The organism is Flavobacterium litorale, from assembly GCF_019613795.1.
Classification (GTDB): domain Bacteria; phylum Bacteroidota; class Bacteroidia; order Flavobacteriales; family Flavobacteriaceae; genus Flavobacterium; species Flavobacterium litorale.
This window is the reverse complement of record NZ_CP080429.1, coordinates 2219361-2233481: the sequence shown is the minus strand read 5'-3', so window position 1 is coordinate 2233481 and position 14121 is coordinate 2219361. Positions and strand designations below refer to the sequence as shown.

The window sequence follows — 14121 nt, the reverse complement described above, 5'->3', positions numbered from 1 at the left end:
TTAATTCTTGAACAGTATTTATATTTGCACAAATTTTTTATGGCAATGGATAAAATATTCGATAATACCAAAACAGCATTTGCTATTAAAAGCGATATTGAGTTGAAAAGAGCTTACTTACTCTTTAAAATGATAGCTTCACAATCGCTTGTTCGTATCGGTACAGCATTAACCAATTTTGCGCTAAAAGCACATCTGCCTATAGAGCGACTTATTAGAGCCACGGTATTTGACCATTTTTGTGGCGGAACTACAGAAAATGACTGTATACCTGTTATTGATAAGATGTATACCAAAAAAGTATCGTCTGTGCTTGATTACTCTGTTGAAGGTAAAGAAGCAGAAGCAGAATTTGATAAAACGTTTAAAAAAATACTCAAAACCATTGTTTTTGCTAAGGAGAAAGAAGCTATATCTTTTGCAGTATTTAAACCTACGGGATTTGGACGTTTTAAGCTTTATGAAAAACTAGGAGAAGGAAAAACACTTACTAAGGAAGAAAATGAGGAGTGGAGTAGGGTATTAGAGCGTTTTGAGAAAGTATGTACTGCTGCACGCGATAATAATGTAGCTTTACTTATTGATGCCGAAGAAAGTTGGATGCAGGATGCAGCCGATGAAATTGTAACCAACCTAATGCGAAAATACAATAAAGAAAAAGCAATTGTATTTAACACATTACAAATGTACCGTTGGGACAGGTTGGATTATTTAAAGGAAGTACACGAACTAGCAAAGAAAGAAGGATTTTATATTGGTATGAAGGTAGTACGTGGTGCTTATATGGAAAAAGAGAATGAGCGTGCTGATGAAAAGGGGTATGTTTCGCCAATATGTATCTCTAAAGAAGCTACCGATAAAAATTATGATGCTGCTATAGCTTATATGACAGAGCATATTGACCAAATGGCTATTTTTGCAGGAACACACAACGAGGAGAGTTCGTATAAATTAATGCAACTTGCAGCAGAAAAAAATATTAGTAAGGAAGACCAGCGCATGTGGTTTGGACAACTTTACGGTATGAGTGACAACATTAGCTTTAATCTTGCTGAAAATGGCTATAATGCAGCTAAATACTTGCCGTTTGGTCCTGTTAGAGATGTTATGCCGTACTTAATACGCCGTGCACAGGAAAATACATCAGTAGCGGGACAAACCAGCAGGGAGCTTAATTTAATAAGTGCTGAAAGAAAGAGAAGAAAAATATAATTTGAGTAACAGTCTGCAGATTGTTGTATGCAATAACTAACACAGTATAAATGAAGTTTAAATATCGCTTAGCATATTTTTTGTTTGGAGCATTAATTGGTATCATCTTTTTAATGTTCTTTTTAAACAATAAAAAAGCAGATTTTTGTTACTTACCCAATTGCCGCGTTTTAAAAAACATTCGTAGTAAAGCTATGGTTATATCTCCTACAGCACAACAAAAATTAGATGCCAAATGGGTAACTATGGAAGATGTTAAAACCTGTACCGAAGATGGCGATGTTGACTTTTCGCGCAGTAAGGAAAAGTACAAAGGAGGTACTACATATATAATAGAAGGTAAAAGCACTAAAGATGAGCTTATTGAGGTAGAAATGGTAAATTATGACAATAAAGTACTTTTAAAAGACATTAAAAAATTGGAAAATAATTAATGATATTGCTTGCAAATACAAATGTTAAACGTATATTTGCACTCGCTATAACAAACAGTTTTAAGCTTGTTAAACGTAGCATATAAGGGCGATTAGCTCAGTTGGTTCAGAGCATCTCGTTTACACCGAGAGGGTCGGGGGTTCGAATCCCTCATCGCCCACAAAAAACAAAAAAGCTTCAGTTTTTACTGAAGCTTTTTTTATTTATGCTATGTTTCGAATTAAAAGTTATATCCTAATTTAATACCGCCTCTAAACGCCCATTCGTCAGTATTTTTATTATCAATATCACCCTTACCTGCAATTTCTATTTTCCATTGTGCACCAATAAATGGGTCAACAACAAAATTTCCAAATTTAAACTTGTAACCTATTTCAGGGCTAAAAAACGAAAAATAGCTATATGTTCCATCAAATTCAGTACCCAAAATGGTTTCATTAAAATCTATAGAACCGTACGATAGGTAATTGGCAGTATAAAAACCTTTAAATTCTTTACCTTGTTTTCCATAATAGTTTCTGGTACCATATTCTATAACAAACCCAGTACCATCTACATCAAAATTGTTTACCTCGTAATTCATTGCTCCGTATGAAACATTTAATACTGTAGATTTTTTTTTCTGTGATTTAAAAAAGAATGAACTACCTTCTCTCTCATAGGAAAGACCTATTTGCCCAGGGCTGGAAGCCGTTAAGTTTGCAGATAGTACATTACCCGCTTTAAAATTAGTAGTTGATGTATCGTCCTGCGCAAATGCGATTGATGCAGTAATTATGGCTGCAATTGTAAAAATTTTCTTCATATTTAATGTGTTGTAAGATTGATAAATAATTAATTGACTTTTTACCAACAATAATGCCAAAAAACAGTAAATGAATATTGACTTTTGTGTTTAATTAAGGGCAATAGTTTTAGAGTTATTATTGTATAACGAGATGCTGCTTCATAACTAAAAGTGAATTAAGTGTAATTTAACATATACCAACTGTAAAACACAGTATCTTTAATTTACTTAACAAAATATGTAGTTCTAGTATTAGGCAAAAAATTAATGTATGCTCTTACACTTTTTTAAAAAACAATCGTTATTTATATTTTTATTGCTTTCAGTAATCTGTTCGCACCAATTAAAAGCACAAGATTTTAAAGATGTAAAAGAGTTTTTTACATTTTATCCTAACAGAAAAGCGGTACAAAAAGATTCTACTTTGTATTTAGCTAAATTTATTGCAGCACCAGTGGTAAGTTATTCGCCCGAAACAAATTTTGGCTTTGGTACTGGAGCTAAGTACTTATTTAAATTTAAAGGTAGCGGACCAGAAACCCGAGTTTCAAACATGCCTTTAAGTTTACGATACACTTTAAATAACCAATTTATACTCTATTCGGGCTTTGAAATATTTACTAATCAGGAAAAATGGGTAATAGAGGGGAACTTGCTTTTTCGGAATTACCCGAGGTTGTATTATGGAATAGGTAGAGACTCAAAAAAAGAGGACGAAGAAGAATATGATTATTATCAAGTACTAGTAGAGCCTATATTTTTGAAACAATTGTTTACTAGGTATCTATTTATAGGAGCAGGGTTTCGGTACAATCAAATTTTTAATACTAGGATTGAGGAGGACGGATTATTAAATATTACCAAACCAAATGGTTTTGATGGCTCCAGAGCAATTGGTATTGAAGCAGCTACACTTTATGATAGCCGAAATAACGTTTTAAACGCCCAGAAAGGGTGGTATTTGGAGTTTACGCATGGAGAGTACGGTGAAGCTATAGGGAGTACGCATAACTTTAACTTAACAAAATTTGACTTAAGGCATTACTTTAGTCCCATACCTAATAGTAAAGACGTACTTGCCATTCAAACTTTAGGGCATTTTTCCAGAGGTGATGTACCCTTTAACGAGTTAGCATTGTTTGGTAGTAACCAGATATTAAGAGGCTATAGAGAAGGTAGGTTTGTAGATAGAGATTTACTTGCCGCACAAGCAGAGTATAGAAAACGATTTGGTGAATCGCGATTTGGAGCGGTTGCTTTTGTGGGAGCGGGCGATGTTTATAATAGCGTAGATGATTTTCAGTTTAAGAACTTACGATATAATTTTGGAGCGGGACTACGGTTTATGGTAGATCGTTTGGAAAAACTAAATATACGACTTGATTGGGGTTTTGGGCAATCGTCTAATTACATTTATTTAGGAATTGCAGAGGCTTTTTAATAGCTTATGGGTACAAAGTGTAGGCTTTACAAAACAATAGCTTAAAATAAAAAAAGCGAGTAGTTAAACTACTCGCTTTTTTTGTGACCTCGACAGGATTCAAACCTGTAACCTTCTGAGCCGTAATCAGATGCGCTATTCAGTTGCGCCACGAGGCCTTTTTGCTAATAAAGTCACGATTTATAAGGCGTTCGCTGTACTTGTTTGCGGGTGCAAATATATGCAATAATCTTTAATCTGCAAATCCAAACAGGTCAAATAAAGCAAAATTTCATATCCTATTTTTTATGTGTTTGATTATCAGTATACTTTTCACAACAAAAAAATTAGAATGTATACTACTTAAAAAAGCGGCTTATTAAAGCCGCTTTTATCATAATAAACAACTACCTGTTTATTATGTATCGTGATAACTAACCCACCGTATTATTATTGCCTTTCTTGTTTGGATTTTTCAATTGCTTTTTTACGCTCTTCAAGGGCTCTTTCACGTTCTTCCAAAACTTTCTGACGCTCTACTAAGGCTTTCTCTCGCTCCTCAAAGGCACGTAACCTTTCTGTAGTTGCTTTTTCTACTTTAATACGCATTTTATTAGATCTCGCTTTCATTTCTTCCTGCGCTTCTTTAAGTTTTTGCTCTTGCTTAATTATTAAAGTTCGTTTTTCGTTACTGTCAAAAAAGTCTTCTCTTGCATCTTTTAGTTGCTCTTGTAGTTTTTCCATTTCTATCTTATCAATACCGAAATCCGATAAACTATCTAATAGCTTTATATTATCAAAGTGATTGTCAATATCAATTCCTATACCTTCAAGATTTAGTTCAGATAATGTTTCTATACGAGCAATCTCACCTTCAAGATCTCTTAAATGAATATGGTCAGCTTCAATTAAAATGTCGCTAGTACCATTTCCATTAATTACGCGTATGGTTTCAGATTCTTTTTTTTGTGTAGTTATCTCTATAGCACCTTTTCTGGCTTTTCTACCGTATTTCTTTTTAGCCGCTTTTTTATCAAGAACATTCATTGTGCTTATTTCGATATGTAAAGGCAGTTGTATTGGTTCTCCCTTTTTCTGTTCTACACCATCTATAACAATTAACATATCCTTGCTATTAATATCAACGCCGTTAACAGACCAATTTCCCTTTACTGTTGGAGGAAGTGGTGGTGCTTGGTTAACATTTGTATATTTATATACCTTAGTATGCTTTCTTTCTTTTGTAGTGGGTGTAACATCTCTAAAGCGCACCTGATTTTTGCTTCCCTCACCACTATTAGATATTTCTATAGCAATAGATGGAATAGGCTTGCCCTCATTATTGGGGAATATTTCACGAACAGGGTAGGAGTTTTTAGTATCCTTATCTTTTACAGAAATGTAAATTGAGGTTATTTCTCCGTTGTTATTTCGTTGAATTTTTTTAAAAGCAACATTGGCATCATAACTTTTTTTAAAAATCGATTTAAAGGCTTCAAAATCTTCTTCTTTAGTGTCTTTAGAAACAACAACTGCGGTACTCACTTTTTTACCTTCGGTAACTTTCTTTTCAACTATTGTTTTTGAGATAGGTGTTGGTGATACTTGCGCTTTTATTTCTAGCTGAAACAATACCATAAAAGCAACCAGTATAGGTAGCACTACTGCATACTTCCAGGAGTTTCTGACTTTAGATTCTTGTTTGTTTAACATAACGATTCGTTTTTTGATTAATGATTGATAAAAATGATTGATGATTGCAGTACACTCTGGTTGCACTGTTATTTTTAATAATGTTTTTTGATAGGCTTTTATATCGTCTACTTGTTTGGTAGCTTCGGCATCAGCAATAAATTCAAGATTTTGAGAGATAGCTTTTTTGTAACCCCATACAAAAGGGTTAAACCAAAACACAATACAAAATAATTGACTTATTACCATGTCCAACGAGTGTTTTTGTGCACTGTGTACCTGCTCGTGGCTTAAGATGTTTTGTAACTCTTGTGGCGTTAGTAGCGTAGAGTTGTATACTATGTAGTTAAAGAAGGAGAATGGCGATTGTATTGTACTACAATCAATATACTTAAAGCCGTTTTTATACAACACTTGTTTTCCTTTGAGTATACTTTTTATCGTTTTAATATCTGCAATAAACCGAATGGTAAAAAATAATAAACCTATACAGTATACAATGCCAATAATACTGTACCAATTAATACTTTCGGCTGTATTAGTAGGTACTTGCTGCATAGCCATTAGTTGCTCAATACTTATTTCCTGCATTGGTACTTGTTCGGTTACTTCTACTAAAACAGTACGTGTAAATACAAGTAGTGGAAAAATTGCCGATGTAATTAATCCTGCTAATAAAAACTTACGATTAGCGGTAAAGAACGTTTCTTTTCGGAGTAGGAAATAATAAGCTACATAAAATATAGTAAGTAACCCCGATGCTTTAATTAGATAGATAATTAAACTTTCCATACGTACTATTTTTTTTCGATCATATCTAAAATTTCACGAAGTTCTTCGGCACTAATTTTTTCCTCCTTAGCAAAAAAAGAAATCATGCTTTTATACGAGTTATTAAAGTAATGCTCTATAGCATTATTCATAAACCCTTTACGGTATTCCTCTTTAGTTATTATAGGGTGGTATTGGTGGGTATTACCATAGGCGGTATGCCCAACATAACCTTTTTCTTCTAGGTTGCGTATAATGGTAGATAGTGTGTTGTAGTGTGGTTTATCGGTAACAATAGCCGCTTGTACATCTTTTACAAAAGCCTTTTCCAGCTTCCATAATATGTGCATTATTTCTTCTTCCTTATTGGTTAATTTTTGCATGGTACTTATTATTAATAATACAAATCTATAACTATTTTTTTAGTTTACAAACTATTTTTATAGTTACATAACTAAAACGATAGTTTATTATTGTACTATGCCCAAAAAAATTTAGTTATTTTCTTTAATTAATATTCGTCTTACAACAAATAGGCACAACACACCTAGCATACCTAAAGTACCCATTGCAACCCAAGTAGCATTGTAACCCCAAGCCGAAATAATTGCCATACCGCTTTTTGCACTTAATATGTGCGCAGCACTAAACGACATGGTGTATAATGCCATATAGCGCCCTTCGTGTCCTTTGGGTGCTCTACTCATGGCAAAAGCATTGGAGTAGGGGAAGTAAAACATCTCACCAAAGGTTAAAAACATGAGGGCTAGTAATAGTATACCCATAGTAGTATTAATAACAAGTATATAAAAGCTTATACTTAGTAATAACGACCCCCAGAATATTATTTTTAGTCTGGATATTTTTTTACGCTCAAAATAGCCCACAAAAGGCATCTCTAAAGCAAAAACAATAATTCCGTTTAACGACATTATTAGTCCTGTATGAAATTCGGTAAGCCCATATACATCCTTATGGTATAGTGGTAAGGTACTAAACATCTGAAAGAAAACAACTGCTACTGCAAAGCTATTAAATAGGAAGAGTAAGAAGGCTCCATCATTAAATACAGAGTGTTTTTTAAGTGTTGGGGTAACGTCTTCCTCCTTAGTAGGCTCTTTTTTCTTTTCTTTTACCAAACTTGCAAATAACAAAATAGCAACAATACACGTGGTACCATCTGCCCAAAATAGTCCATTATAACCAACACCAATAATTATTAATCCGCCTATAGCAGGTCCTGCCGCAAAGCCCAAGTTAATGGCAAGCCGCACTAATGCTAATGCTCTTGTACGGTTTTCGGGTTTTGCATACGCTCCCAGCGATACTAGCATGGCAGGGCGAAACATATCGGCAATCGTCATAATACAAAACATAGCCAGGCACATACCATAAAAGGTGGTAACATACTGGAGCGTAAAAAAGAGCAGTCCGCTAGTAAAAAGGCTAAAAACCATTATTTTATAAAACCCTATTTTATCAGATAATTTTCCGCCCAGCCAAGACCCTAAAAATGAACCTGCACCAAAAAACATCATTACTGTACCTACATCGTTATACGAAAAATGTAAATCTTCTTTTAAATATTTAGATAAAAAGGGTAGCACCATAGTACCTGCACGATTAATAAAAGTAATCATGGTAAGTATCCAAATTTCGCGGCTAAAACCCCTAAAATTATTAATGTACCTAGTAAGAAAAAGCTTAAACATGCAACAGAAATGGTTTAATGGTAAAGGTAGTAATTTAGTGTAGTTGGGGTTTGTGTTAATTGTTATTATAATAAAAAACTGTCAAAATTACCATTTATTAAGCAACCACATTTATTTTTATAATACTGCTTAAATTATGTTGCGTATAATGTTGAATTTTAAAGGCTAGATATATAAGTATTTTACTAAGACCAATAAAAAAAAACTACTAAAAAGTTAATTATTAAGTAGTAGTTATAAATTCTTACTTTTGGTATGTTTTAGTTAACATTTTTTAAAAAATAACAATAATGAAATCCATACTAGCAGTAACATTACTTTTATACTCTTTTTTTACGATAGCCCAAGAGTGTACCGAAGCCAATGCAATAACTTTTCAGAAAGAGATAAATGCACAATATGCTAATCCATACGAATCGCCTTTAACAAAAAAGGACAGGGAAAATTTTAAATCACTCGATTTCTATCCTATTGATACGAATTTCTGCGTAGCAGCGAAACTGGTACGTACACCAAACGAAAAACCTTTTGAAATGGCTACTACTACTGACAGAAAGCCCGTATACGTAAAATATGGAGAAGTATACTTTACCATAGCGGGCAAAGAATATAAGTTGGATGTTTTTAGAAATACTATGGCTGCCAAAATGGAAGCGTATAAAAATAGTCTTTTCTTACCCTTTACCGACCTTACTTCTGGGGATGAAAGCTATGCTGGCGGACGTTATATAGACCTTACTATACCAGAAGGCGATACTATAATTATAGATTTTAATACAGCATACAACCCATATTGTACCTATAATCATAAATACTCTTGCCCAATACCACCTGCTCAAAACGATTTACAAGTAGCCATAAAAGCAGGAGTAAAAGCATACAAAAAATAATTGCCTACCAAACAGATAGCGTAATAAATAAAATTGCTGCTAATGCTAGGCATATACCTGCGTAGTTGAGTATAGACATTCGTTCTTTAAAAAGTAGCACACCTGTAATACTCCCTAAAACAATAACGCCAATATTCATACTCGCAAAAACGGTAGAAGGATTATCTGAAAATACTTTGTGGGCTTTTAAGTAAAAAAGAATATTTCCAAAATTAAAAATACCAACTAAAGCTCCAAACAATGCATTTTTAATAGTTAATTTGGTTTTACACGTTAATGCATCGTTTATAACCATTAATGTAGCTGTAATAAAAGCACCACAAAAAACAACAAATAACGATGTGGTGTACAATACCGTAGTGTAAAGTGCTATTTGTTTAAATAAAATATCTACAATACCAAAACCTACTAATACCGCAGCAGGAAATAACCATTTTTTACTTTTTTGGCTATTGGGTTTACTCAATATTAATACAATAGCAGGAAAAGCAATAATAACACCTATAACTTTAAAAAAATTAAAATGCTCCTTAAAAATAAAATAAGCTGCTAATATGGGTATAATTAACGATAATCGTTGGGCTGCATCTGTTTTTACAATACCCATATGCCGTATGGAGGCTGCTAAAAATAAAAATATAGTAGGCATTAAAATACCCAATGCTATATATATTGCCCAAGGGGCGTTAGTATCTAACTTTAAAGGCTCGGGCTTATATATAAAGTAGCACAGCAACAATGCAAATACATAATTCCACATAACAATTTGCATTACGGCAACAGAGTACTTTCGTACAATTTTAAAAATTACTCCTACAGTAACACTACATAGTATACTTAAAATCAGGTATATCATCAGTTAGAAATTATCGGGCAAAAATAACATGTTTTGGTACATAAGCAACAATTACACGGTTGCATCTTTTTTGTATCTTTGATAACGGCTTTATTTTTGTTATACACATCAATTATAAAATTGCTTTAGAATTTCAGCTTTAAAATACGATTAAAAATCTAAAAGTAAATTTAAAATTATTTTATTGAATCGCAACAATTTATAAGCTATAAGTTTTCAGACACTTAAAATCTGACAAAATTGCATAACTATGAAAAAATTTATACTGGCTGTATTGCTGTTAGCATCGGGTACAATACTGGCGCAAGAGGATGCTTGGGTTTATTTTAACGATAAACCAGATACCGAATTTTACTTGGATAACCCGTTAGAAATGCTATCTCAAAAAGCGTTAGACAGGCGTACCAATCAGGGTATTGAACTTGATGAGCTTGATGTGCCTGTACACCAAGATTATATTGATGCAATAACCAATGCTGACGGTATAACAGTTATGGCAAAATCCAAATGGATGAATGCGCTACACATACGCGGTACTCAGGAGGACATAAGTGCCTTGAGTGATTTGGAATTTGTATTGGGTGTTGAATTTGCTAATAAATTGCTCAACACATCGGGTAGGGGAGTACAGCAGCAACAAACTACTGTTACTAACAAGTTTTTACAAACAGAAGTAGATTTTGATTACGGTATATCGTCTAACCAAATAACAATGCTAAGCGGTGAAGATTTACATCAGCAGGGTTATACAGGTGCAGGAATAACCATTGCCGTACTGGATGCTGGTTATCCTGGAGTTGATACTGCAGCACCCTTTCAGCGGTTATTTAATAATAACCTTATATTAGGCACTTACGATTTTATAGAAGACACTGAAAATGCCTATACAGCCGATTCGCATGGTACAATAATTCTTTCTACCATCGGAGGCTATGCCGAGGGCGAATTGGTAGGTACAGCACCCGATGCTTTTTATTATTTGTTTAGAACTGAAGATGCCGAAAGTGAAAACCCTGTAGAAGAATCGTATTGGGTAGAAGCTGCCGAATATGCTGATAGCTTAGGTGTAGATATTATTAATACCTCTCTAGGATATTTTGATTACGATAATCCCAATTATAACTATACTTACGAGGATATTGACGGACAAACTGCATTTATATCGCGTGGTGCCGAAATTGCGTTTTCACGCGGGATGATATGCGTTACATCGGCAGGGAACTCAGGAAATTCAGAAAACCCAAATATTGGTGTACCTGCCGATGCTAGTACAACATTAGCAGTAGGAGCTGTAAATGCAGAGGAAACCAGAAGTCCATTTAGTTCTATAGGACCAACAAGCGACGGACGTATAAAACCAGATGTAATGGCGCGTGGAGTAGCCACAATAGCATCGAACACCGAAGGGGAAATTATACCCGTATCAGGTACTTCACTTTCGGCACCTGTATTATCAGGTATAGTAGCTTGTTTATGGCAAGCCTTACCTGATATGACCAATGCTGAAATTGTTGCACTTATTAAACAAGCCTCAGATCGTTATGATAATCCTGATAACCAATATGGCTACGGTATTCCTAACTTTGCTTTAGCCTTAGCTACAGCATCAACCATTATAAATAATGATAACATTCAATTTAAATTATACCCTAACCCTACAAGTAATACTATAAACATTACACCATTACCCAATGGGCAAGTAGGCAAGCTTTACATATACAACACTATAGGGCAACTTGTTTTACAAGACGAATTATCGGGCAATAAGCTATCCGTATCGTTAACTACATTAGCATCAGGATTGTACAGCTACCAATTGAATGTAAACGGAAAAATACAATTAGGAAAACTTATAAAAAACTAACAACACGCATACTACTTACATGAATAGAATTACACAACTTTTTGGAATAGAATACCCAATAATACAAGCAGGAATGATATGGGCTAGTGGTTATAAATTAGCTAGTGCCGTTAGTAATGCTGGAGGTTTAGGATTAATAGGGGCAGGCTCCATGTATCCTGATGTGTTGCGCGAGCATATACAAAAATGTAAAAAAGCTACCAATAAGCCTTTTGGCGTAAATGTACCCATGCTATATCCTAATATCGAGGAAATTATGGATATTATAGTAAAAGAAGGCGTTAAAATTGTATTTACATCGGCAGGCAACCCAAAAACATGGACACCTTTTTTAAAAGAACATGGTATTACCGTAGTGCATGTAGTGAGTAGCGTAAAGTTTGCTTTAAAATCGCAAGATGCTGGAGTTGATGCTGTTGTTGCCGAAGGTTTTGAAGCTGGTGGGCATAACGGCAGAGAGGAAACTACTACGTTTACCCTTATTCCTATGGTTAAAGAGCAATTACAAATACCCCTTATTGCTGCTGGCGGTATTGCAACAGGGCGAGGCATGCTTGCTGCTATGGTATTAGGGGCTGATGGCGTACAAATAGGTAGCCGTTTTGCTGCTTCGGTAGAATCTTCATCGCATGATAATTTTAAAAAAGCAATTGTTGATGCTAAAGATGGCGATACGCAAGTAACTTTAAAAGAGCTTGCACCTGTACGGCTTATTAAAAATAAGTTTTTTAATGATGTAATGGAGCTCTATACAAAAGCACCAACTGTTGATGACCTTAAAACGCTTTTGGGGCGTGCGCGTGCTAAAAAAGGTATGTTTGAAGGCGACCTTGAAGAGGGAGAACTTGAAATAGGACAAATAGCAGGACTTATTCATGAAATAAAACCTGCTGCTGAAATATTAGAAGAAATTGTCACTGATTTTGAACAGGCTAAGCAAGAGGCTGCTAGCTTATAAAAACAGGAATTTTGCAGTATATAAAAAGATGCCCATTTTATGGGCATCTTTTTTAATATTAAATATAATAATTGTTAGAATTTGTTTTCTACCTCTGCAGCTTCTAGCATCAAGTAGTGTAAATCGGTATTTTTTACAAATGGTTTTAATAAATCGCTACCTGGTCCAAACATAGCCAATTCTACAAAATCGCCCGAGTGGTTCATGCTAATCCACCCTACAGAGTTGTATTTTTTCTGGATTTGTGCATAGGTTTCAAAAGGTACTTTTTTGTAATTGTATAATCCGCCCTGTTTGCCAAATGTACCTGTATAATAACTTAAAATTGTTTTTGCCTCTTCTTCTGTAATTGCTGTTGCATTACTGTGCTCTACAATTTCGCGTACACGTGCCACACTCGATGTAGGCTCTATTTGGTTAAGTACCCACTCGTTAGTTTGCGTATATTTTTGTAGACTATCAAAATTATCGTTAGCCTCTTTACCGTATATTATACCTGGGTTGGCATTACCATGGTCAGTAGTTATTATAACTAAAGTTTCGCCATCTTCTTCGGCGAAATCAATGGCTACTTTTATAGCATCGTCAAAAGCCACTTGGTCATATAATAATGCTCCAATATCGTTAGAGTGTGCACCCCAATCTACTTTACCAGCCTCTACTTGCAGTACAAATCCTTTCTCACCATCTTTCATATGGTTAATAGCTTTATTGGTCATTTCGGCAAGGGTAGGGGTAGTACTCGTTAATTTATCACTACTACGTCTGTCTATACTATATGGCATTGCATCTTCGCCAAAAACACCCAATATAGGTTTGTTATTGGTTGTTTGCATCATTTCTTTTGTAGTACGGGCTATTTGCCACCCTTTATTTTTGTAGGCGGTGTAAAGGTCTTTATTATCATCTCTTTTTTCAGGATTAAAATATTTATCGCCACCACCCATCATAATATCAAAGCCTATTTTTAGGTAATCTTCGGCTATTTGAGGTTGTGAGTTACGACTATCGCTATTAATACAAAAACCTGCTGGTGTAGCATGCGTAATGGGTACTGTAGTAATGCAGCCTACTTTTTTACCCGCAGCTTTAAATTTCTGTAATATAGGTAAGTATTGTTCTCCGTTAGGTCCCACATTAAGAGAGCCATTGTTTACCCTGAAACCAGCACCCCATGCAGAGCATCCTGCTGCCGAATCGGTTACTATAGAGTTTGCCGATGCAGTATCCATTAAGGCACGTGCTACACGTTGGTCTTTATAAAGTTGTATCCAGTTGGAGCTTCTGCCCATTTTTCTGTTTAGGTATAAATCAGCCATATTTAATGTGCCAGAACTCATACCATCAGTCACTAAAAATATAATGTTCTTAGCTTTTTTGTTCTTACCAATACCATCAAAGCCAATGCTTTCAACATCTATTTTAAAGGGGTTAAGTACGGTGGAGCCTATTGCTGCGAGCGAACCATTTCTGAAAAACTTTCTTCTATCCATTACGTATATTCATTATCTGCCAAATATAGTA

General features: G+C 34.6%; 13 protein-coding genes and 2 tRNA genes. 8 read left to right on the top strand and 7 right to left on the bottom strand.

Annotated elements, in window-relative coordinates; all coding sequences use genetic code 11:
- Positions 1–45 precede the first annotated feature (45 nt).
- The 3 genes from K1I41_RS10150 (at position 46) to K1I41_RS10140 (ending at position 1807) form a co-directional block, all read left to right on the top strand.
- Complete coding sequence (locus K1I41_RS10150) at positions 46–1212, top strand: proline dehydrogenase family protein (protein WP_220640241.1); 1167 nt, start codon at positions 46–48, stop codon at positions 1210–1212.
- Positions 1213–1262: 50 nt separating this feature from the next.
- The gene (locus tag K1I41_RS10145) at positions 1263–1646 is read left to right on the top strand and encodes a DUF4258 domain-containing protein (protein WP_220640240.1); all 384 of its coding nucleotides are present in this window, start codon (positions 1263–1265) and stop codon (positions 1644–1646) included.
- An 86-nt stretch (positions 1647–1732) separates the two neighbouring features.
- Positions 1733–1807 (top strand) — tRNA-Val (locus K1I41_RS10140).
- A gap of 60 nt (positions 1808–1867) precedes the next feature.
- Here the strand turns inward: K1I41_RS10140 and K1I41_RS10135 are convergent.
- Entirely contained in the window at positions 1868–2452 is a 585-nt protein-coding gene (locus K1I41_RS10135) for a hypothetical protein (protein WP_220640239.1), read from the bottom strand.
- A gap of 253 nt (positions 2453–2705) precedes the next feature.
- Between K1I41_RS10135 and K1I41_RS10130 the strand changes: the two genes are divergently transcribed.
- Positions 2706–3875, top strand: a complete 1170-nt coding sequence (locus tag K1I41_RS10130; protein ID WP_220640238.1) for a BamA/TamA family outer membrane protein — start codon at positions 2706–2708, stop codon at positions 3873–3875.
- Positions 3876–3959: 84 nt separating this feature from the next.
- Here K1I41_RS10130 and K1I41_RS10125 read toward each other — a convergent pair.
- The 4 genes from K1I41_RS10125 to K1I41_RS10110 all read right to left on the bottom strand — a co-directional run bounded on the left by K1I41_RS10125 (position 3960) and on the right by K1I41_RS10110 (position 8029).
- Positions 3960–4033: transfer RNA gene (locus K1I41_RS10125), tRNA-Arg, on the bottom strand.
- A gap of 271 nt (positions 4034–4304) precedes the next feature.
- Positions 4305–6338 (bottom strand): M56 family metallopeptidase, encoded by a 2034-nt coding sequence (locus K1I41_RS10120; protein ID WP_220640237.1) that lies wholly within the window; start codon positions 6336–6338, stop codon positions 4305–4307.
- Between the two features lie 5 nt (positions 6339–6343).
- Positions 6344–6700: a BlaI/MecI/CopY family transcriptional regulator gene (locus K1I41_RS10115; RefSeq protein WP_220640236.1), complete on the bottom strand. Its 357-nt coding sequence runs from the start codon at positions 6698–6700 to the stop codon at positions 6344–6346.
- A gap of 111 nt (positions 6701–6811) precedes the next feature.
- Entirely contained in the window at positions 6812–8029 is a 1218-nt protein-coding gene (locus K1I41_RS10110) for an MFS transporter (protein WP_220640235.1), read from the bottom strand.
- A gap of 349 nt (positions 8030–8378) precedes the next feature.
- Here K1I41_RS10110 and K1I41_RS12510 point away from each other — a divergent pair, with 349 nt between their 5' ends.
- Together K1I41_RS12510 and K1I41_RS10105 are read left to right on the top strand one after the other, a co-directional pair.
- Positions 8379–8435, top strand: coding sequence for a hypothetical protein (locus tag K1I41_RS12510; protein WP_374106917.1), 57 nt, complete (start codon positions 8379–8381; stop codon positions 8433–8435).
- Positions 8416–8919 carry a DUF1684 domain-containing protein gene (locus K1I41_RS10105; protein ID WP_374106916.1) on the top strand — a complete coding sequence of 168 codons (504 nt, stop codon included), beginning with the start codon at positions 8416–8418 and terminating at the stop codon, positions 8917–8919. Before K1I41_RS12510 ends, K1I41_RS10105 begins: the two co-directional genes overlap by 20 nt.
- 4 nt (positions 8920–8923) lie before the next feature.
- On the opposite strand, the gene K1I41_RS10100 is transcribed toward K1I41_RS10105, so the two are convergent.
- A complete protein-coding gene (locus tag K1I41_RS10100; protein ID WP_220640233.1) occupies positions 8924–9775 on the bottom strand; it encodes an EamA family transporter in 852 nt (283 codons plus the stop codon).
- 250 nt (positions 9776–10025) lie between these two features.
- Here K1I41_RS10100 and K1I41_RS10095 point away from each other — a divergent pair, with 250 nt between their 5' ends.
- Positions 10026–11639 carry a S8 family serine peptidase gene (locus tag K1I41_RS10095; RefSeq protein ID WP_220640232.1) on the top strand — a complete coding sequence of 538 codons (1614 nt, stop codon included), beginning with the start codon at positions 10026–10028 and terminating at the stop codon, positions 11637–11639.
- A 19-nt stretch (positions 11640–11658) separates the two neighbouring features.
- Complete coding sequence (locus K1I41_RS10090) at positions 11659–12597, top strand: NAD(P)H-dependent flavin oxidoreductase (protein ID WP_220640231.1); 939 nt, start codon at positions 11659–11661, stop codon at positions 12595–12597.
- A gap of 74 nt (positions 12598–12671) precedes the next feature.
- Here K1I41_RS10090 and K1I41_RS10085 read toward each other — a convergent pair whose 3' ends face one another.
- Positions 12672–14090 carry an alkaline phosphatase gene (locus K1I41_RS10085; RefSeq protein WP_220640230.1) on the bottom strand — a complete coding sequence of 473 codons (1419 nt, stop codon included), beginning with the start codon at positions 14088–14090 and terminating at the stop codon, positions 12672–12674.
- Positions 14091–14121 lie beyond the last annotated feature (31 nt).